Genomic DNA, 20590 nt, shown 5'->3' on the forward strand with positions numbered 1-20590 from the left:
CGTGTGGCCGGATGTTAAGCGCGTCGAAGACCCCCGACCGATCTACCAGGACCGGTCGTCGTCCTGCCTGTCGTCGACGCTCTCGTCGTCCTGCCTGTCGTCGACGCTCTCGTCGTCGGCTCCCCACTCGTTGTCGGATGCCGTGTCGTCTGACTCCCAGTTATTCAGTTCTTCCCCCTGCTGTCCCCAGCCCGCGTCGCCGCCCGGTTCCGGGTCGTCCCAGCTGCTCGACGTCGAACTCGACTCCCACGTTTCGTCTTCCGGCGTCCCGTCCGAAAGCGCCGATCCCTTTCGGAACTGCTGGACCATCGCTCCGATACCGAGCGAAGAGACGATCAACGCGATGAGCCCGCCCGCAACCGGGATCGAGGTGCCAATCGCCGTCACGACGAAGCCGACAAGAAACGCAAGCCAGAGCGTCTTCGTGGATGGCGGGCGTTCGGTTCGACCGGCGAACTCCGCAAGCAGGAAGCGCCCGATCAGGATGTCGACGAGCACTGCACCGACGAAAGAGACCAGAACGAGCGCGAGCAGGAGTGGAATCCCGACGAGAGCGCCAATAAACGTCAGTATGAGCACGAGGCTGACGATGAAGACACCGATAACGGTCCCGAACCCGATCAGGGCAGTCGTTATGGGCTCGTCACGCATATGCTGGTTCGTCGATCGGGTGTACTCCGGGGTGAGGTGGATAAGGACGGCGGCGATCAGCCCGAAGAATACGAACGAGGCGGCGAGTCCTGCGAGCATCGCCGTCGTCGATAGTTCGTCGAATGCCACGGCGATCTCTTCGGGGTTCTGTTGGGTCGCACTCGTAACTCCGGAAAACAGCACGAGAGCACAGGTTGATGCGATCGCATGGAGGGCGGATCGTCTCATAAATCATATTCCTCCCGTATCGAATATAAGGATGGTGATCACGTCAGAGTGAGTGAACTCGCCGACCAACCCCTTCCAGTTCTAACCGGTTTTAAGTTCATGAACGACGATTCAAGATACATGTCCGACGAGACGACTCCGGTCATTGCTGCGGCGTATCGCACACCACAGGGCAAAGAAGACGGCGTTTTCGCCGATCTGCGGAGTGAAGACCTTTCGGTTCCGCTGATCGACCACATACTCGAAGAAACTGGCCTCAGCGGCGCGGAGATCGACGACCTGCTCTGGGGCTGTGCACAGCAGCGCGACGAGCAGGGTAACAACATGGCGCGCGTGATCGCCTTGCTCTCCGAGCTGGGGGAATCGGTCCCCGCGTCGACGATCAACCGCTGGTGTGCCTCCTCCATGCAGTCGGTCATCTCGGCAGCCGACGCCGTCGCGGCTGGAAACCGCGACGCAGTGATTGCGGGCGGTGTCGAGTCCATGAGCCGCGTCCCAATGGGGGAGAACACGCACAACGTCCATCCACGACTCGCCGAACTGTACAACATCGGCGAACTACAGATGGGAATGACCGCCGAGAAGGTCTCGGAAGAACACGGCGTCTCCCGCGAGGAACAGGACGAGTACGCCCTGCAGAGCCAGCAACGGGCCCACGAGGCGACCGAGTCGGGACGGTTCGACGACGAGATCGTACCGATCGACACGGACGAGGGAACCGTGACCGAGGACGAGGGGATCCGCCCGGACACCTCTCTGGAGAAACTCGCGGGACTGCCGACCGTGTTCAAATCCGACGGGACGGTGACGCCAGGGAACGCCTCACAGGTCAGCGACGGCGCAGCGGCGACGCTCGTGACGAGTAAAGCCTTCGCCGATGAGCACGACCTCGATGTCCTCGCGGAAGTCGGCGCGAACAACGTCGCGGGCGTCGATCCAACGGTGATGGGAATCGGCCCGGTCCCGGCGACCCGTGGCTTGCTCGACCGTGCTGACCGGGACATCGAGGACTACGACCTCGTCGAACTCAACGAGGCCTTCGCCAGCCAGGCCGTCTACTCCCGGGACGAGCTGGGGATCGATCCCGAGCAGTTCAACGTTAACGGCGGCGCAATCGCGATCGGGCATCCACTCGGTGCGAGCGGTGCACGCCTGCCCGTGACGCTCATCCACGAGATGCAAAAGCGTGACGCAGAGCGCGGACTGGCGACGCTCTGTGTGGGCTTCGGTCAGGGTGCGGCGATCGAGTTCGAGCGTCCCTGACCCGGTCGAGGTCGAGCGTCTCTGAATCACTCGTCGAACGCTAGCGTTTTTATTGCAACCGGGACTGCGCCGCCGCGCCGCATCGGCGTTCCAATGTCCAGATAATCGCCCACGTCGACCGTCAGTTCATCGATAGCCACCACCGTCCGCCCCTCCACCCGCCGGGCGAGTCCCTGCCCGAGCACTTTCGCGCAGTTCTGCCTCGTCACCACGACGAGCGGTAGTTCGGGCGGAAGTGGCGCGTACGCCTCCGCGAGCGCTGCCGCAAGCGACTCGATCCGATCGTAGGAGAGGGAGCCGACGTCCGAGATAGCGAGTGCGAACCCCAGTTCCGCCTCGTGGCGCTCCCGAGCCGTTTCGACAGCCGAACGGAGCACGTCGGCGAGTTCCGATCGCTCACAGTCCAGTTTGCCGACCGGGAACACCGGAAGATTCCGGAGCGGTCCCTCGCTCTCTATGTGGACCGTGTTGCCGCTGAATCGCGTCGTCCGGGTGCCTGCGCCCACGACAGTCGCCCTGATGTCCTCCTCCAGCGTGACGACCGGGAGTTTCTCGGCGGCCCGCTCCGCGAGAGCAGCGGCGAGCAGGGGACCCAGATCCGCATACGCGAGCCAGTCGCCAGTCGCCAAGTCCGAATCGCTCGTGGCTGGTCCGACGGTATCGCTCTCCGCCACTAGCAGCCGTCCGACCCCACCGCTGAATGCCACGGCATCGAGTGGAATCGACTCAGCAGGGAGCGAGCCGATCGCAAGGTCAAGCGTCGACTCGTCGTACGGCGGCCCGATCAGCGCATCGATTACCCGATCGGCCATCGCACCGGCTACCGCGACCAGCGTCTCCCGATCAGGGATCATATCGACCGCCAGTTCCAGCCCCTCCGTCTGGGCGAGCCCTTCCACGGGGTCGGCAACGGCGCTGACCGTGCCGTCCTCGTCGAATCGCACGAGCCGTCCGCCGACGTCGAGACAGAGCGTATCTCGGACGCCCGCTGCGTCGAACACCGCGATGTTCGTCGTTCCGCCCCCGACGTCGACGTTGGCGACCGTTTCTTCGCGTTCCGTGGCCCGATGTGCTGCTCCGGATCCCTGCCCGGCGAGTACGGCTTCCAGTTCGGGACCGGCCGTCGCGACCACGAACTCGCCGGTCGACTCCGCGATACGGTGTGCGAGCGGTTCGGCGTTCGCCGCGCGTGCCGTCTCCCCGGTGACGATGATCGCGCCCGTGTCGATATCCTCGACGCCCGCGGCGCGGAGCTCCGCGTCGACGATCTCCACGACTGCATCGACGTCGATCGTTGCAGGATCGAGCAGAGGTGTCTCCCGGATCTCCCCACGGTGGACGATCTCGCGGTCGGTCACTCCCAGTCGGGTCGCGCCGCCGGAGGAGACGTCCTCGACCGAGAGTTCGCTGACGATAACCTGTGTCGTGGTCGTCCCGACATCGATGCCGACGCTGGTCAGGCGCTCGGGCTCGCGCGTGGCCGAAGCCATTGCGTCTCAGGCGGCCTCCTGGAACTCCCGGTCGTCCTCACGCAGTTCGAGGCCGCTGCACTCCCGTTCGCACATTTCCTCGACGAGATCAGCGATCTGTGCTCCGGCCTCGATCGGGGGGAGGCCACCGTCGTGGATGTTCGAGATAACCGACTTCTTCGACGTCGGCGTCCCTCGCTCCGGTCCGTACACCATGTAGGCGCTGAGGCTTTCTGCGCTGGCCAGTCCGGGTCGCTCGCCGATCAGGTTGACACAGCAGTCGGCGTCGAGTTCCTCCCCGATGGCGTCCATCACGTCGACGCGACCGTACTCGACGAACACGGGCGTTCCGACGTCCAGCCCGCGGTCCGCCAGCCCATCCAGCAATACCGGCAGGAGTTCGGGGACGTTCGTCTCGACCGCGGTCGAACTCAACCCGTCGCTGACGACGATCTGTACCTGTGGACTCGTCGCACAGTCCGCCCGGAGCCGGGAAACGGTCTCCTCGGAGACATCCCGGCCCAGGTCCGGCCGGGCGAGGTATTCGTCCTTGTCAGCGACACGGGACTGGATCTTCAGGAGTCCGAGTTCGTCGACGACGGCCTCGTCGACGTGGGTCAACACGGCGTCCCGGGCGAGCCCGTGATCAGATCGGAACTCCAGTAGCGTCTCCGTCCGCGGTCTGGGACCGGATCGCCCCACGCCGAGCCGTGACGGGTTCCGGGTCGTGATGCGTTCGAGGGCCTCCCTGTCGCTCGGGTTGTCGATCGGCCTCGCCGTCGATCGGTCTCGGCTGGACTGTTCGCCGTCGGTGTCGTTGGTTTCTGATGCCATGGTTACGTGAAGATCGTGGGATCGCCCGCTCGGTCGGTCAGTCTGCCCGCTTCCATGATGCCCATCGTTTCGAGCCACTCCTCGAACGCCGGTGCCGGACGCAGGTCGAAAATCTCCCAGAGTGCAGCGGCGTCGTGGTAGCTGTTCGACTGGTAGTTGAGCATTACGTCGTCGCCCATCGGCACGGTGATGAAGTAGTTGGCACCCCCAGCGGCCAGCAACACGGCCAGATTCTCGATATCGTTCTGGTCGGCCTGGATGTGGTTCGTGTAGCAGGCATCGATACCCATCGAGATACCGTGGAGCTTGCCCATAAACACGTCTTCCAGTCCAGCCCGGGTTACCTGCTGGCCGTCGTAGAGATACTCCGGTCCGATGAAGCCGACGACTGTATTGACAATGAACGGGTCGTATCGCTTTGCGAGCCCGTAACACCGGGATTCCAGCGTGACCTGATCGACGTCCTCGTGGGCGTCTCCCGACAGCTCCGCACCCTGGCCCGTCTCGAAGTACATCACGTTCGGCCCCGATGCGGTGCAGCGTCGCTGGGCGAGGTCGTGTGCCTCGTCGAGGAGCTCGACATCGACGCCGAACTCGTCGTTTCCGGCTTCCGTCCCGGCGAGACTCTGGAAGACGAGATCTGCGGGCGCGCCCTCCCGAAGCGCATCCATCTGGGTCGTGATGTGGGAGAGACAGCAGTTCTGCGTCGGCACCTCCCACTCCTCGATGAACTCGTGTGTGGCCTCGAGAATCCGGGTCACGTTGGCGACGCCGTCCTCGACCGGATTGATACCGATCACGGCGTCACCTGCGCCATATGCGAGTCCCTCCCGTGTCGCATCGAGGATGTTGTCGACGTTGTCGGACGGATCGTTGGGCTGGAGTCGGAACGAGAGCGTCCCCTCTTCCCCGATTGTGTTGTTACACCGAGCAGTGATCGTCATCTTCGAGGACGCCAGCACGAGATCCATATTGGACATGAGCTTCGTCACTGCGGCGATCATCTCGCTCGTGAGCCCGGGGCGTATCGCCCGTATCTCGCGGTCGGTCGTCGTACTGTCGACCAGAAACTCCCGGAGATCGGCAACTGTCCACTCCCTGATACGGTCGTACACCGGCTCCCTGACGGCGTCCTGGATGACCCGCGTCACCTCGTCTTCCTCATAGGGTACGACCGGATTCTCGCGGAGCGTTTCGAGCGTTGTCTCCGCTAGCGTCCGCTTTGCGGCGACTCGCTCGGCGTCCGAGTCGGCCGCCAGCCCCGCGAGTTCGTCCCCCGTTTTTCGCTCGTTAGCTTTCGCAAGTACCGTCCGGATCGAGTCGAGTTCCGGACGAACTCCCCCTGTCGTTGCGTCCGTTGACATACGGTAGATAACGTGACTTCCACTCTTGGGTGTTTGCCATATGTTACCAAACCATGCTTGTTGATCGGAAATCAACGTTGCACTCGCGCCCGGATTCCTCCTCGATTCGCGACCATCGGAATCACTCTCCCGGCTGTCGGTCGTTCTCCGGTCCGACCGGTCACTGTGCAATCCAGACATTTATGTGCCATTCCGCGACCAGACCCCCTGTGCTCTAACCGAACTGCTGTGACGCTGGCCTGCGCGGGTGTTCGATACACTGCGTCACACTGTCCGTACGTATCGACTGTTCGCCCCATGACACCAACGTTGATTACGCTCCCGACCCTAACATCTCGTATGGCCGACAAACCGACATCCGGTGAGATCCTCGGCGTACCGTACAACTTCGACCGCCCGAACATGCGACGGCTCATCTCGTCGTACTGGGAGCCAGGCGAGGGGATGCTCGTCGAGAAGCCGTTCGGGATCGGCTACACGCTGAACCTCGCCAACTGGCGCTCGTGGGTGGTTCTGGCCGTCGCCGGCGCGCTCCTGTGGCATGAAAGCGGGAGCGGTGAGGATACCGACGAGACCGACGAAGAACCGGTCGAAGTCATCGTCGACGACGACTAACCGACGCCTATTTTCCCCGGGACTACCGACCGGGGTGTATGATCCAGTTCGTCACCAGCAACGAGGGGAAGGTTCGAGAAGCGCGTGAATACCTCCCCGAAACGGTTCGGCAGGTCAACTACGACTACACCGAGATCCAGAGCGACGACCTCGAAGCGATCGTTAGCCAGGGTGCACGGGAGGCCTACCGCGAGATCGACGGCGACGAACCGGTACTGGTCGACGACACTGGGCTGTTCATCGACACATTCGACGGCTTTCCGGGCCCATACTCGGCGTTCGTCGAGGATACGCTGGGTATCGAGCGCGTCCAGCGACTGGTCGAGTCCGAGGAAAACCACCGCGCCGCGTTCCGAACCGTGCTGGGCTACTGCGACGGTAACACCGTCGAGACCTTCGAGGGAAGTCTTCGAGGTAGGATCGTCCCGCCGCGCGGAGATGGTGGCTTCGGCTACGACCCCATCTTCGAGCACGACGGCCGGACGCTCGCCGAGCTATCCACTGAGGAGAAAAACGCGATTTCCCATCGTGCTCGGGCACTGGCGACCTTTGCGGACTGGCTAGCTGTACAGAAGTGATCAGTCCCGGGGATCCCGGTCCGGCCCCGGGTACTCCGCGTCGTGGAGTGCCTCATAGAGGCTCTCGGGATCGAAGACCGTGGCGAACGCCTTCGGGTGTCTGACGCTCACCGTGACGTGGCTCTGTAGCGACGCCCCCGCCTGTGCACTACTCAACCGGTCGTCGAACGAGAGAACGTGTGCCGCGCGGCCGCGGTACGCGCTGGCCAGTGCTGGATGATCATCCGGTGGATGGTCGACGGGGACGCGTTCCCGCTCGATCCGATCCCGCCACTCCTCGGCTAGCTGTTTGGTCGCGAACCGTCCGATCAGCACCGTAGCGTCGTCCAGCAGTTGGTCGCTCGCCACCAGTTCGACCCAGGAGTGAGACCGGACGTAATCGAGTGCATCTCGGGCAGGGCCCCCCACGAGGAGATCGGCCGCCAGCACGTCGGCATCCGCGACGACACTGGCCGGGTCGACGTCCATCTCGGTGTGTCGGTTACTCATCTGCCGGTGTCGCTCGGCGCTCCGTGAGCGCATCCAAAAGCTCCGATTCACCCACCGCCCATTCCTCTGCGTGTTCGAACAGCGCTGCCCAGTTCATACGTGCACAAGGATATCAGCTATCAAAAACGGACCGGCATCCTGCCACACTCAAACGGATATCCAGCAGAGGACCGTTTGAATGAGGTGTGTCCCACTATTCGGCACAGGCACCGGGTTCGGCACACCCATCCGCACGCACCATGGCGTCCTCGTCAATCTCGTAGAGACTCTGTCTCGCGTCCGCAAAGTAGACATCTTCGTCGACAATCCCTATATCCTCGAGTCGTTCCAGGGCGTAGCGAACGGTTCGAGCCGATAGCATCGATTCCTCGACTATCTGTTTCTGTGTCAGGGGACCGTCGTACTCCAGTACTTTGAATACGAGCTTTGCGCTCGGCGGTAGGTCTTCGATATGTTCCCCGTCAGTGCCAGCCATCGTTGTGCGTGAAGTTGTGCCAGAGGCATAAAGATTGATGGGTTACCATCTGGTGACCGCGGTCCAGTTTGTCCCTGTTGTGGGCTGTTACATCGGGAGCAGCCCCAGCTACCATGTCTGTATGTTCTCCTGAATACGTTCCCAGCAACTGAGAACCGCGTCGGGTCTTCAAGTGTCGATAGCCCCGAGATGTAGCTGTACGAGGCAGAACACGATGTCAACCAAAGCCCAAAACCGACTCGAAAGCCAGTACGCGGGAATCAACCTCGAAGGCCAGCCACACGCCCTCAGCGCGTGGTTCGTCGTCTTGCTCCGGGCCATGATCGGCGGCATGATCCTCTTTGCCGGCCTCGGCAAGTACGCCTTCGTTCCCGGCGGCGAGGCCTTCGACGCCGGCGGCTACCTCGCCAACGTCGACGCCGTCAGCCCCGCCAGCGGCCTCTTCGCACTCATGGCCGAAAGCGCCCTGTTCATGGAATTCGTCAACGTGATCGTCCCACTCACCCAGGTCCTGATCGGCCTCGCGCTCATCACCGGCGCGTTCGTCCGCCTGGCCGCCCTCGGCGGTGCCATGCAGATGGCGCTGTTCTACCTCGGCGGCTGGCCCACCGAGTGGCTCGCCATCTTCGACTCCACGCTCATTTACATGGTCGTCTTCCTCGCAGTGGCCGCCTTCGGCGCAGGCCGAATCCTCGGCCTCGACAAACACATCGAACAACTCGACATCGGCGGCGAACCACTCATCGAGAAGTACCCCGCCGCAAAGTACATCCTCGGCTAAACTGAGGACCACATTCGGCTCCATCGGGAAAGTTGAATACAACCGCTGGGGGTCCCGCGACTCGCGGCTCCTTTTGACGCCACTGATCGAGATCGCAGTGCAGCCAGACGCCAGCGCCGGAACGAACGCCTTTTTACCGGTGATATCCGACTATGCAGTATGTCGACCGAAACTGCCAGCCCGAAGGCCCAGCACCTCCGGGCGGTAACGATCACGACGATCACCGCACTTGCGGGCGTCGCCGCGGCGTTCGGGTCGCTGTACGTCGGCGGTCCGGGAGCCGAGGCCGCGGGTGACGGTATGGCCCAGCTCATCGTGGTCGTCGCGATCATCGCACAGATCCCCCTCTACGACCTGCTCGGTTACGACGACTTCGGGGGTGCGAAGGATTACCTCTTTGTTGCGTTCATGACCTTCGCCTTCTGGTTCGTCACGTGGGGCATTATGCTGACGACCGGCCTTTCGCTCTAACATGGCCGACGACAGCATTGCAGTCGTCGACCTCGAACGGTGTCAGCCGGACCGGTGTAACTACGAGTGCAAGAACTACTGCCCACCGAACCGTACTGGCAAGGAGTGTATCACGCTCCGTGGCGAGGAGACTCGCGAGGGCCAGCCCGATCAGGTCCACATCTCGGAGGAAATCTGTCTGGGCGAAACCTGCGGGATCTGCGTCGAAAAGTGCCCATTTGACGCCATCGAGATCATCAATCTCCCCCAGGAACTCGACGACGATCCGGCTCATCGCTACGGGGAGAACGCGTTCTCACTGTACGGGCTGCCGGTCCCCGAAGAGGGCAAAGTAACTGGTATCCTCGGCCCGAACGGCATCGGGAAAACGACGGCTGTCCGCATCCTTGCGGGCGAGATGGTGCCCAATCAGGGTAACCACGAGTCGCCACCGGACTGGGACGACGTTCTGGAACGGTATCGCGGGACGGAGCTACAGGACTACATCGCCGCAGTCCGCGACGGCAACGTCGAGGTCTCCCGGAAGCCCCAGTACGTCGACGAGATACCCGGCCAGTTCGACGGGAACACGCGCGAACTGCTCGAACATACGGACGAGCGGGGCGAGCTCGACTACCTGATCGATCGCATGGAGATCGGTCCCGTGATGGATCAGGACATCGACAGCATCTCCGGCGGAGAGCTTCAACGGGTCGCCATTGCGGCCTGTCTCGCTCGTGAAGCGGACTTCTATTTCCTCGACGAGATCACGCCGTATCTCGACATCGGCCAGCGGATGACCGTTGCCCGGCTGATCCGCGAACTCGCCGACGAGGAAAACAAGTCGATGCTGGTCGTCGAGCACGACCTGGCGATCCTCGACTTGCTCGCCGATTCCCTGCACGTCGCCTACGGTAGCCCGGGCGCGTACGGTGTCGTCACAACGCCGAAGTCGGTCCGCAACGGCATCAACGAGTATCTCGCAGGCTACCTCGACAACGAAAACATGCGGATTCGGCCGAGCCCAATCGAATTCGAGGAACACGCCCCGCGGCCCGTCAACCGTGCCCAGACGCTCGCGGAGTATCCCGACCTTACCAAAAGCTACGGCGAGGACGAGTTCAGCCTCGACGTCGAGGGCGGGACGATCCGGAAAAACGAGGTGCTGGGAATCGTCGGCCCGAACGGCATCGGGAAATCGACGTTCGCGAAGATGCTCACCGGGTCTATAGAGCCCGACGAAGGGGATATTGACGTCGCGCTCGACATCTCGTACAAGCCCCAGTACATCGATATCGACCAGCCGATGCGCGTCGATGCCTTTCTCTCGTCGATCACCGACCAATTCGGCTCGTCGTACTGGGACACCGAGATCGCCCAGCCCCTTCAGCTGGAGCGGATCATGGAGCAGAACCTGACCGACCTCTCCGGCGGCGAGCGCCAGCGGGTCGCCATCGCGGCCTGTCTATCGGACTCGGCTGATCTGTACCTGCTCGACGAGCCGTCGGCTCACCTCGACGTCGAACAGCGTGTTCAGGCCGCAAGCGCGATCCGGCGGTACGCCGAACAGCAGAGTGCAACCGTGATGGTCATCGACCACGACATCTACATGATGGATCTACTGGCGGACCGGCTGATGGTGTTCGATGGCGAGCCCGCCGAACACGGTCGTGCAGGCCAGCCCCAGGCGATGCGGTCGGGCATGAACGAGTTCCTCTCGAACCTCGATATCACGTTCCGCCGCGACGAGCGCGTCGGGCGACCCCGGATCAACAAGCCCGAGAGCCAGCTGGACCGCGAGCAGAAACGCGAAGGCGAATACTACTACTCTCTCTGATACGAACACCGTTACTCGGTGTTCTAAGCGGAGCTTACTGGGGTATCTGGGGTCTCTGCACGCTGGACCATACCCCCTCTCGTTTGTCAGCACGGTGCTATCCAACGCGGTATTGCTCTCCTGATAGCAGTCAATTATCAGCCCGATGGAAGGCGGTAGACATGAAATACTACGAATAAGCGCTTGCTTCGCGCGTCAGCGCTCACCACCCGTTCGAACAGGTAGGTTCACTGATCGGGTCGGTTGTCCGTAACTCGGACGCAGGTATCCGTAACCAATCAGTGGTAAGAACCGTGGGAGTTCGATACATCGCTCGGCAATCCGCGAAAAGCGTTTTTATTATACTCCGATCTTACCCGGACATGGCAGAGGATACTGATACTGACGTACCGTCAATCGAAACCTACAGTCGCCGCTCGTATCTGTCCGGGATCGCCGGTGGAAGTCTCTTGCTCGGTACGTCCGCCCTACTGTTCGGCGCGAAGGGTTCCGACGACACTGAGGAACCGATTGCACTCGAAGAAACGGGGGGGTTCCAGGCCGAGGAACCAGAACCAGTACAGGATTCGGACGTAATCGATCTCGGGGAAGAGGGAGTATCGGAAGGTGACGACATCGGAGCGTGGCTCTCGGAGTATATCGAAGACGGGGTAGAGATCATCGTCCCAGCTGGTAGGTATGACTACTCGACAAGTGCGTTCACTAGGGACCTAGATGATGGCTATGCCGACGTTACAGTCCGGGGGGAGGGGGAGTTCGGAGATGTTATCTTCGATCACGGCGATGGCTACAACTTCTCTGAGGTACTCTCCGCGAACGGCGGGGATATCCTGCTCGATAACGTCGTCTGGCGCGGCGTCTCGGGAGGTAACGGGAACATAACCGTCCAGGCGTCTGAGGACAACGAAGTGAGGCTTCGACGCGTTGCGCGTCCCGACGGAAGCGACGAGCACGGAGAAGGAGTGTTCGTACGACCCGAACACGCAGGTGTCGCCGTACTCGAACACTGCTGGTTCGAGTCGTTTACCGATAACGGGCTATACGCCAGCGCGCCGGGAGGGTCCAACGGGAATGACGGAGAAATCAAGGTGGTCGGTGGGCTCTACAAGAACAACAACATCGCGAACATCCGTATTAGCGGTACGAACTCGACGGTGGAGAGTGCAACAGTCGTGCTAACTACCCAGCACGACGACAAGTGGGGGACCGATCGAAGTGTCAACATGCGAGGTATCTGGATTCGGGAAGGAACCGAGAGTACGGGTAGAAACATTACGATTCAGGACTGTGACGTCTACAACGAGCTTCCGTACGCTCCGATCGAAATCAACCCCCGTGACGGTGGGGGGAGCGGCATCATCTCGGACACTCGCGTGTACAACGAAAGCGACGGAGTTCCGGCAATCGGGCATCTCGGTGGGGAGTGGGAGACCGATGGAGTCGCTATCACCGGGGATGGAGACACCACCAACGAGATCGATACTGACAGTTGCAACGCCCCCGAGTGCGCACAGGCATCGCCTGTCGCAGTCGAACCAATCGGTGATCGGTGATACCATGGACGGAGCAACGCGGCGTGACTGGGAGCGACTTCGTATGGACCCCGACATCGAAACCGACCTCGGCTACGAGCCAGCGGAACTCGATGTTGTGACGGTTGATCGACCGGATCGTGATCAGCGGCTCTTTCTCCCCGCTGACGAGGATGCACTGCACGAGGATGCGTTTATAGTCGCCGACTCCGACGCAGTCTGTGATCTCGTAGAGTACATTTAGACCGGCTCTAGTCGGTGTATTCCGTCACAAAGACTTTTACTCAGGGAACCGAACAGGACATAGCTCAACCCGCGCCTGCCGGGTGCGGGGATGAACCCTGAAACAATGACGGATGCTAACTCTCCCGACGTATTCGAGCCCTCACAGCAGTCCACCGATGTGAAGCCCGTCCCGATAGAAGAGATCCAGCCGCTCGCATCCTCGATCGTCGACAACGTGAAACGAGTGATCGTCGGTCAAGACGACGTGATCGAACATGTGGTCGTGACGATGCTCGCTCGGGGTCACGTGCTGCTTGAAGACGTCCCGGGCGTCGGCAAGACGATGCTCGCCCGGTCGATCGCCCGGTCTGTTGACTGTCGGTTTAAACGTGTCCAGTTTACGCCCGACCTCCTCCCGACTGATATTACCGGCGTAAACGTATTCAACAAGCAGCGACGTGAGTTCGAGTTTCAACCGGGGCCAGTGTTCGCAAACGTCGTCCTCGGCGATGAGATCAACCGCGCTCCGCCCAAGACCCAGAGTGCCTTGCTCGAAGCCATGGAAGAACAGCAAGTGACGGTCGACGGCGAGACACGCCCGTTGCCGCGGCCATACACCGTGATCGCGACACAGAACGCGGTCGAACCCGATCGGACCTACGATCTGCCGCTCGCGGAGATCGACCGTTTTACAAAGAAACTCCAGCTGGGGTATCCGGAGCCCGACGACGAGGCCGAAATGCTCGATCGGGTCGTCGGGACGCATCCGATCGAATCGCTCGCCCCGGTCACCGACACGGCGACGCTCGTGGGCGCCCGACAGGCGGTCGCGGAAGTCACGATCGAGGCACCCATACGTGAGTACGCGACGCGACTTGCGACGTACACGCGCGAGCACGCGGAACTCGGTGCCAGCCCCCGTGCAACTGTCTCCCTCCTCCGTGCAGCACAGGCACGGGCGGCGTTCTCCGGACGGGAGTACGTCCTCCCCGACGACATCAAGACGGAAGCGCCGGTCGTGTTCTCACACCGGATCCGAACCCGCGACGGGAGCAGATCGGGTACGGATGTCGTCGAGAATGCACTCACATCGGTACCAGTCGAATGAGGGGTCGTTGTCGATGAAGCCAACACTTCGCGGCGTTGTCGTAATCGCCTTGATCGGCGGGGGCGTCTATATGGCCGCAGAGTTCGGCCCCCGGGCGCTCAATGCCGTCGTCGGGCCGGCACTCATCGCACTCATCATCGCCGCCGTACAGGTCGGCATCGCAAATAAACCCCGGGTCGAGCGTCGGCTTCCGGAACCGGAGACCGCCGGCACGGAGGTGACTGTAGAGCTGGCCATAGAGACGGCCTCGCCGACCAGTGCAACGGTGTACGACCGCGTCGGTAACGGACTGACTGCTATCGGCAACCGTCTCACGACGACGATCGGAAACGGAACGCTCTCCTACGACCTCCGTCTGGACGAGCGCGGCGACCACGAGATCGGTCCACTTGCTGTCGAAATTACGGACGTACTGGGGCTTTTCAGCCGTCAGTTCGAGTTCGAGGAGATCGACCGATTGCTCGTGTATCCGCCAGCCTATCGACTTGACCTCACAGGCACCGATCTGGTAGTCTTCTCGACGGTCGATCGGTCCTACGGCAATGATGAGTTCGCCCATCTCCGGGAGTATCAGCGAGGTGACACGCTTCGGGATGTCGACTGGAAGGCGAGTGCAAAACGCCCGGACGAGGGGCTCGTCGTCGGGGAATTCGACGATAGCAGTCGGCAGGAGACAGTACGAATAGCGGTCGATACCGACGCCGGTGACCCTGACGACCTCGCGGCAGCCGCCGCAAGCGTTGCATGTCACCTCCTCGATACCGGTTTTGAGGTCGGCCTTGGGACCCCCACGGCGACGGTCGCTCCCGAAAGTGGCGGCGAGCACCGACGATCGATCCTGACGGCACTCGCTCGGCTTTCCGACGGAAAACTGGCCGACGAAACACTGGAGCATGCTGACCTGATCATCTCGACCGAGGGGGAGGAAGTGACAATTCGAGCGGAGCACACAACGGTTGCATTCGATGAACTCGTCACTGGGGGCAGGACTGAACCAGTCAGGGATGGTTCCCAGATCTCTGAAGCGGATCGGGGCGCTTTCGGCAGGACGGCAACCGGGGTGGGAGCGACGTGAGTACGACGACCACTGAGCGACTCGGTACTCTGGTTCCGGAAGACCTGGAGCTTACCTCCGCATACCGATATCTCGCACTCGGATCGATTCTGGTGTTGACTGTGTCGTACACGACCGTGTTGCGGGATATCGCCGTCGTCGTGGGGGAATCCTCCCAGGTCGTTACCGCGGTGATGCTGACGCTAATGGTCGCGACGATCCTTGCAAAACTCGTTGCGGAGCGCACTGCGTTGTTACTCGCCGGGAGTTTACTGATTATCGGCTACGGCTGGTATCTCGCGATGTCGCCGGGGACGACCGAGACAGTAATCAGCTCGTGGGACATCCTGTTGAACGACGCACTCTCCCTGCTTACTGGCCTGTCGCTGATCCAGATCACGGACGCCGAAGTGTGGGCGACCGGCACCGCACCCGCCCCCGTCTTCCTGTCGTGGTATCTGGCAGTTCGCGGTCGATATATTGGGAGTACCGTCGTTGGTGGGGGTGCCCTGTTGATGCTCGTGCTTACCGGCGACGCCCCGGCAATGACGACGCTGATCGGCGTCCTCGCCGCGACGTGTGCGGTCGGATTCGGTGAACTCGATCGCAGGGACGGCTCGCTGCGGCAACTCGACGTTCTCGTCGTACTCGTCGCAGTAATGCTGCTGTTTACGCTGTCCGTGACCGTCGTCCCGAGCGGCAGCGGCTCACCGCTCGGGCTCGATAGCCCCGGCTCACTCGGCGGACTGGAAGACGGTGAGGACGCGGACACGATCGAGGGGAGTCTGATGAACTCACCGGACGAGCTACAGGTACAGGGGAGTGTCGATCTCACGCCGGAGGTTCGGTTTACCGTCGAGAGCAACGAGCCAGCCCACTGGCGAGTCGGGATCTACGATACGTTTACCGGGGACGGCTGGGTCCGCTCTGGCGATACCAGTGGTTACGATGGTCCGATCGAAGGACCGCCCGGATCGACCGAGACGATCGTACAGAGCTACCGGGTCGAGACGCAGACGAACGCGATGCCTGCGGCCAATCAACCGACTGAAGTCCGCGGTGGGATCACCTCACAGACGCAGGTGACCGAACACGGTAGCGTTCTAACCGAGCGGTCGCTTCTCGAAGGCGACGGCTACGGAATTCGCAGCGAGCGCCCCGATGCAGAGCCCGACGAGCTCCGCGCCACCGGGACAGAGTACCCCGACGAGATAGAGGATCGCCACCTGCAACTTCCAGAGGACCAGCCGGAGCGAGTGGGTGAGCTGACAGACGACGTGACAGCCGACGCTGACAACCCCTACGACAGCGCAGTAGCGATCGAGGAGTACCTCAAAGCAGAAAAGGAGTACTCCCTCGATGTCGAGAAGCCCGACGGCAACATCGCTGACGGCTTCCTCTTTGAGATGGAGGAGGGCTACTGCACCTACTACGCGACAACGATGGTCGCAATGCTCCGATCACAGGGGATCCCGGCCCGGATGGCCACTGGCTACTCTACCGGCCAGTCCGTCGGTGACGACGAGTACGTCGTCCGCGGGCTGAACTCCCACGCCTGGGTCGAGGTGTACTTCCCCGACGAAGGGTGGGTGACCTTCGACCCAACGCCATCCGGGCCGCGCGACGACACCCGCGCCGACCGGATCGAAGAAGAGCGGGCACTCGGGAACCCTGACGTGGATACCGATGACAGTGAGGACGAAGCTGTCGAAGATGAATCGGAAAGCGACGAGGACGAAAACGAAGAGGAGACCGACGAGTCCGAGGAGGACGAACAGGAGCACGACGAGGAATCACCAGATGCCGATGAGTACGACGACCCGGACAAAGGCCTGACGATCCCGCTTCCCTCCCGAGAAACGATCGCGATGAGTCTCGTACTGTTCGTCGGCCTGGCCGCCGGTGCGCACCGCGCTGGCTACATGGACCGCGCGCATCGAACTGCCCAGCTGCACTGGCAGACCGCCGGTGAGGACCCGGAGGCAGACATCGAGCGTGCGTTCTTCCGGCTCGAGCTGTTGCTCGGCGACGAGTATCGGGACCGCGATCCGACTGAAACGTATCGCGAATATCTCGCTACCGTAGGGGACGTCGACGAACGTGTCGAACGGATCGCACGGATCCACGAGCGAGCACGATACGGCGGAGCGGTCACATCAGAGGACGCCGACGATGCGGTTCGGCTCGTCGACGAGCTGGTCGCCGAAAGAAGTCGACTCCGAGGACTGCTTCGTCGGTGATCACGAGAACCGATACGGCGGGTTCTGTGCCGCCGGGTCCCGACAACGTTTAATACGATAGTGGCATACATGGATCTGTAATGTCGGAAGTCTGCTCGACGTGCGGGCTGCCCGAGGAGCTTTGCGTCTGCGAAGACGTGGCCAAGGAATCCCAACAGATAGAGATCCGCATTGACGAGCGCAGATACGGCAAAGAGGTAACGATCATCGATGGATTCGATCCCAGTGACGTGGATCTGGATAGCCTGTCTTCGGACCTGAAATCCAAGTTCGCGTGTGGTGGGACCGTCGAGGAAGGACTCATCGAACTCCAGGGCAATCACTCCGGACGTGTCGAGGACTTCCTCAGAGACCGTGGGTTTAACGTTGCCTGATTGACCGCTCCCCGGTCGTCTGACCGGGCCGCAGATTCTCTTGTAGATCGCCTGAGGACCGAGGGGTCTATCGGTCGCGTCGTCGATCCGGCCCCAGATCGCGCTGAAACTCATCGAACTGGTCCAGATCATCCGGTAACTCGTACTCCAGCTCGCGGTCGGCCTGTCTGTTCACGTTAACGTCATCGCCATCGACCGGCATCGCCTCGTCTTCAAATCCCGGTTTGATCTTGACGCTTTTGGCTGGCATCCCCACCGCGATGTGGTGGTCCGGGATGTCGGTCTGGACGACGCCGCGTGCGCCGACGATGGCGTTTTTGCCGACGCGACAGCCCGCCCGGACCATGGCGTCGTAGGTAACCCGTGCGTCGTCGTCGACGATCGTATGGTAGTTCCGTACCTCAGTCTGGTCGACGATGTCGTGATCGTGGCTGTAGAGGTGGACGCCGTCGGAGATCGAGACGCGATCCCCGATCGTCAGTTTACCGCGGTCGTCCAGATGCACGTCATCATGAATCACGACGTTGTCGCCGATCTCGATGTTGTGCCCGTAGGTGACCGAGATTCCCTTGAAAAAGCGACAGTCCTCGCCACAGTCTGCAAAGAGGTGATCCGCGAGCATCCGGCGAAATCGCAGAGCGAACTCGACGTTGTCGGCCATCGGCGTCGCATCGAACTGCCGCCAGAGCCACTGGAGGTGTTTCGAGCGCTGGAACTGCGCTTCGTCCTTCTCGGCATAGTACTCACTTTCCAGCGTCGAGTTACACGGGTCGTACCCCTGCAGGCGGACGCGCTCGGCGGGCGAGACATCGCCGCCGTTTTGCCACCGCTCGTAGGCCTCCCGATCCCCATGTAAATCGACGAGGGTGTCCTCCACGACTGCGCAGGTGTCCTCCTCGGACGCGAGGCGGTCGTCTACCTCGGTAATAAAGGCGTCGAGCCCCGATTCCGCGTCCGCGGGGAGTTCGACGTGGCGCTTGGTCATAGGATGGGTTTGCCGCCCGAGGTAAAATGGGTTTTCGTCCGGGCCGCGTTCGCCGGTGTTCGGGGACCTGCTGGCGCCAGCTTCGTCGATGTGGCCTATTCTGCAAAAAGCTCGTCCATCGACGCATCGATCGGAGCGTCGTCAGTCTGTTCCGAGCAAACCGGCTCGGTGTCGACATCGGCGACGAACCCCTCGAATTCGTCCGGTGATGGCCCATCACCAGTTCTGTCGGGAGTATCGTCGAGCTGGGCGACAGTCTCCGGGTCGACCGTATCGAGCTCCTGTACCTTCTTCGACCGCCCGACATCGTTAATTTCACCCATGATAGATTGTTCCATACACACCAGTATAGTTTGCAAGATAATAAATATACTGGACAGATCCGTTAATCTCTGAAGAGAAATCTGTTCAAATAATCTCTGTGGTAGACGATGTTGTCGACCCCCGGCATCCGTACGCGCTAAGTATCCCCACATCTAACGGGTGTGTATGAACTATAGAACGCTCGGCGAGAGCGACGTCGAAGTGAGCGAGGTCGGCTTTGGCGCGTGGGTCGTCGGCACCGACTGGTGGGGTGACCGAGACGAGCAGCAGGCGATTGATATGGTCCGTCACGCCGTCGACCGAGGGATTACGTTCTTCGATACGGGCGATGTCTACGGTCATGGCGCAAGCGAGGAGATCATCGGACAGGCGCTCGCGGACCGCCGTGAGGAGGTCACCATCGGAACGAAGATCGGCTACGACTTCTACAACAACCCGCAAGCCGGTCACGGTGAGCTCCCCAAAGAGGTCACGCCCGAGTGGATCGAGACTGCGCTCGACCGCTCGCTGGACCGACTCGACACCGACTACGTCGACGTACTCCAGTTGCACAACGCGAACGTCGAGGAGGTCGACCGCGACGTCCTCGAAACGCTCGACGAGCTACAGGAGTCGGGCCGCGTCGACGCCGTCGGCTGGGCGCTCGGCCCCTCGATCGGCTGGCTCGCGGAGGGTGAGGCAGCGATCGAACACGAGTTCGACGCGCTCCAGACCGTCTTTAATCTCTTCGAGCAGGGGCCGGGGATGCACTTCGTCGACGAGATCGACCGACAGGACGCCGACACCTCGATCATGGCTCGCGTCCCCCACTCCTCGGGCTTGCTCAACGAACAGGTGACGCCCGAGACGGAACTCGAAGACGGTGACCACCGTTCGCATCGCCCGACTGCGTGGTACGAGACCGGCTGGGAGAAAGTAGAGCAGCTCCGATTCCTCGAACGCGACGGCGAGCGGACGATGGCCCAGGCAGCCATCCAGTGGCTGCTCTACCACGACTCCGTTGCGACCGTGACGCCAACCTTCCGTACCACGGACGACATCGACGCGTGGGCGAGCGCCAGCGACGCGCCCGCGCTCTCCGACGGGGAGTACGAACGCGTTCAGGAGCTGTACGCCGAGAACTTCGGGATCGAGCGCGACGATGGGATGGACGCGTACCGTTCTTCCGTGGGCGGCGAGGACATCGAATCGGCCGGTGTCCAGCCAGCGTCGGGCGACTGATCGCGGTAGCTGTTGTCATCCCCCTTCGCTTCGCTTCGAAATCGCCCGAATGACCCGCCTCTCCACGTTCGTATTACACTTTCACCACGCGTCGTGAGGTGTCACCACGTCTCAACGATCCCGTCCTGGACGTCCTCCGCACAGCCCCTGCAGTCGGGATGCTCGGCGTCGAAACAGGCTGGATAACCCTCAGAATCGAGACGGACCGCACGACGCTCGGCATGCCGGCGACAGACCAGACGGACGCGTCCCTCGTCGTCTCGGGGCAGTTGTGCCGTGGTCTGGCCCTCTCGGTAGGCCTGCCTGGCTTCCGCGACCTGTCGCCCCGCGTTCTGGAGGGTCGACCGGATGAACCGCTCGACGCGCTCGCGGTCAGCCACGGCGATCACCGACAGGAGTCATACGCCGTGGTTGGTCGTCGGGACACTAAGACCCATCGGGGTATCAACCTGTAGTCCCAGACTCGTTCGGTGCTCAAACAGGACGGAGACGT

The 20590-nt window shown here is 61.8% G+C and carries 22 protein-coding genes; 13 read left to right on the forward strand and 9 right to left on the reverse strand.

Annotated elements, in window-relative coordinates; all coding sequences use genetic code 11:
• Window positions 1–42: 42 nt before the first annotated feature.
• Window positions 43–879 carry a DUF8173 domain-containing protein gene (locus tag AArcS_RS12480; RefSeq protein ID WP_238477748.1) on the reverse strand — a complete coding sequence of 279 codons (837 nt, stop codon included), beginning with the start codon at window positions 877–879 and terminating at the stop codon, window positions 43–45.
• Between the two features lie 120 nt (window positions 880–999).
• Between AArcS_RS12480 and AArcS_RS12485 the strand changes: the two genes are divergently transcribed.
• Window positions 1000–2142: a thiolase family protein gene (locus tag AArcS_RS12485; RefSeq protein WP_238477749.1), complete on the forward strand. Its 1143-nt coding sequence runs from the start codon at window positions 1000–1002 to the stop codon at window positions 2140–2142.
• Window positions 2143–2168: 26 nt separating this feature from the next.
• Here the strand turns inward: AArcS_RS12485 and AArcS_RS12490 are convergent, their stop codons facing one another.
• Genes AArcS_RS12490 through AArcS_RS12500 form a run of 3 tightly spaced genes read right to left on the reverse strand, consistent with a single transcriptional unit; the run spans window position 2169 to window position 5809 of the window.
• Window positions 2169–3632, reverse strand: coding sequence for an ethanolamine ammonia-lyase reactivating factor EutA (locus tag AArcS_RS12490; protein WP_238477750.1), 1464 nt, complete (start codon window positions 3630–3632; stop codon window positions 2169–2171).
• 6 nt (window positions 3633–3638) lie between these two features.
• Window positions 3639–4445, reverse strand: a complete 807-nt coding sequence (gene eutC / locus AArcS_RS12495) for an ethanolamine ammonia-lyase subunit EutC (protein ID WP_238477751.1) — start codon at window positions 4443–4445, stop codon at window positions 3639–3641.
• Between the two features lie 2 nt (window positions 4446–4447).
• Window positions 4448–5809 (reverse strand): ethanolamine ammonia-lyase subunit EutB, encoded by a 1362-nt coding sequence (locus tag AArcS_RS12500; protein WP_238477752.1) that lies wholly within the window; start codon window positions 5807–5809, stop codon window positions 4448–4450.
• 339 nt (window positions 5810–6148) lie between these two features.
• On the opposite strand from AArcS_RS12500, the gene AArcS_RS12505 reads away from it, so the two are divergent.
• Window positions 6149–6424 carry a DUF5808 domain-containing protein gene (locus AArcS_RS12505; RefSeq protein WP_238477753.1) on the forward strand — a complete coding sequence of 92 codons (276 nt, stop codon included), beginning with the start codon at window positions 6149–6151 and terminating at the stop codon, window positions 6422–6424.
• Between the two features lie 38 nt (window positions 6425–6462).
• On the forward strand, window positions 6463–7002 hold the full coding sequence (locus AArcS_RS12510; protein WP_238477754.1) for an XTP/dITP diphosphatase: 540 nt from the start codon (window positions 6463–6465) through the stop codon (window positions 7000–7002).
• Here the strand turns inward: AArcS_RS12510 and AArcS_RS12515 are convergent, their stop codons facing one another.
• Both AArcS_RS12515 and AArcS_RS12520 read right to left on the reverse strand, forming a co-directional pair.
• A complete protein-coding gene (locus tag AArcS_RS12515; protein ID WP_238477755.1) occupies window positions 7003–7491 on the reverse strand; it encodes a DUF7384 family protein in 489 nt (162 codons plus the stop codon).
• Window positions 7492–7684: 193 nt separating this feature from the next.
• The gene (locus AArcS_RS12520; protein ID WP_238477756.1) at window positions 7685–7966 is read right to left on the reverse strand and encodes a winged helix-turn-helix domain-containing protein; all 282 of its coding nucleotides are present in this window, start codon (window positions 7964–7966) and stop codon (window positions 7685–7687) included.
• 214 nt (window positions 7967–8180) lie between these two features.
• On the opposite strand from AArcS_RS12520, the gene AArcS_RS12525 reads away from it, so the two are divergent.
• The 9 genes from AArcS_RS12525 to yciH all read left to right on the forward strand — a co-directional run bounded on the left by AArcS_RS12525 (window position 8181) and on the right by yciH (window position 17567).
• Window positions 8181–8747 (forward strand): DoxX family protein, encoded by a 567-nt coding sequence (locus AArcS_RS12525; RefSeq protein WP_238477757.1) that lies wholly within the window; start codon window positions 8181–8183, stop codon window positions 8745–8747.
• A 159-nt stretch (window positions 8748–8906) separates the two neighbouring features.
• Entirely contained in the window at window positions 8907–9218 is a 312-nt protein-coding gene (locus AArcS_RS12530; protein ID WP_238477758.1) for an EMC6-like membrane protein, read from the forward strand.
• A gap of 1 nt (window position 9219) precedes the next feature.
• Entirely contained in the window at window positions 9220–11034 is a 1815-nt protein-coding gene (locus AArcS_RS12535) for a ribosome biogenesis/translation initiation ATPase RLI (RefSeq protein WP_238477759.1), read from the forward strand.
• A gap of 362 nt (window positions 11035–11396) precedes the next feature.
• On the forward strand, window positions 11397–12587 hold the full coding sequence (locus tag AArcS_RS12540) for a hypothetical protein (RefSeq protein ID WP_238477760.1): 1191 nt from the start codon (window positions 11397–11399) through the stop codon (window positions 12585–12587).
• A gap of 4 nt (window positions 12588–12591) precedes the next feature.
• Window positions 12592–12810: a hypothetical protein gene (locus AArcS_RS12545; RefSeq protein WP_238477761.1), complete on the forward strand. Its 219-nt coding sequence runs from the start codon at window positions 12592–12594 to the stop codon at window positions 12808–12810.
• Between the two features lie 105 nt (window positions 12811–12915).
• On the forward strand, window positions 12916–13899 hold the full coding sequence (locus AArcS_RS12550) for an AAA family ATPase (RefSeq protein WP_238477762.1): 984 nt from the start codon (window positions 12916–12918) through the stop codon (window positions 13897–13899).
• Between the two features lie 13 nt (window positions 13900–13912).
• A complete protein-coding gene (locus AArcS_RS12555; RefSeq protein ID WP_238477763.1) occupies window positions 13913–14974 on the forward strand; it encodes a DUF58 domain-containing protein in 1062 nt (353 codons plus the stop codon).
• Window positions 14971–17193 (forward strand): transglutaminase TgpA family protein, encoded by a 2223-nt coding sequence (locus AArcS_RS12560; RefSeq protein WP_238477764.1) that lies wholly within the window; start codon window positions 14971–14973, stop codon window positions 17191–17193. Before AArcS_RS12555 ends, AArcS_RS12560 begins: the two co-directional genes overlap by 4 nt.
• A gap of 80 nt (window positions 17194–17273) precedes the next feature.
• A complete protein-coding gene (gene yciH / locus AArcS_RS12565) occupies window positions 17274–17567 on the forward strand; it encodes a stress response translation initiation inhibitor YciH (RefSeq protein ID WP_238477765.1) in 294 nt (97 codons plus the stop codon).
• A 67-nt stretch (window positions 17568–17634) separates the two neighbouring features.
• On the opposite strand, the gene AArcS_RS12570 is transcribed toward yciH, so the two are convergent.
• Window positions 17635–18552 (reverse strand): acyltransferase, encoded by a 918-nt coding sequence (locus AArcS_RS12570; protein ID WP_238477766.1) that lies wholly within the window; start codon window positions 18550–18552, stop codon window positions 17635–17637.
• Between the two features lie 95 nt (window positions 18553–18647).
• Window positions 18648–18890 carry a hypothetical protein gene (locus AArcS_RS12575; protein WP_238477767.1) on the reverse strand — a complete coding sequence of 81 codons (243 nt, stop codon included), beginning with the start codon at window positions 18888–18890 and terminating at the stop codon, window positions 18648–18650.
• 151 nt (window positions 18891–19041) lie between these two features.
• On the opposite strand from AArcS_RS12575, the gene AArcS_RS12580 reads away from it, so the two are divergent.
• On the forward strand, window positions 19042–20097 hold the full coding sequence (locus AArcS_RS12580) for an aldo/keto reductase (protein WP_238477768.1): 1056 nt from the start codon (window positions 19042–19044) through the stop codon (window positions 20095–20097).
• Between the two features lie 101 nt (window positions 20098–20198).
• Here AArcS_RS12580 and AArcS_RS12585 read toward each other — a convergent pair whose 3' ends face one another.
• A complete protein-coding gene (locus AArcS_RS12585; RefSeq protein ID WP_238477769.1) occupies window positions 20199–20477 on the reverse strand; it encodes a DUF7091 family protein in 279 nt (92 codons plus the stop codon).
• Window positions 20478–20590 lie beyond the last annotated feature (113 nt).

The organism is Natranaeroarchaeum sulfidigenes, assembly GCF_017094485.1.
Classification (GTDB): domain Archaea; phylum Halobacteriota; class Halobacteria; order Halobacteriales; family Natronoarchaeaceae; genus Natranaeroarchaeum; species Natranaeroarchaeum sulfidigenes.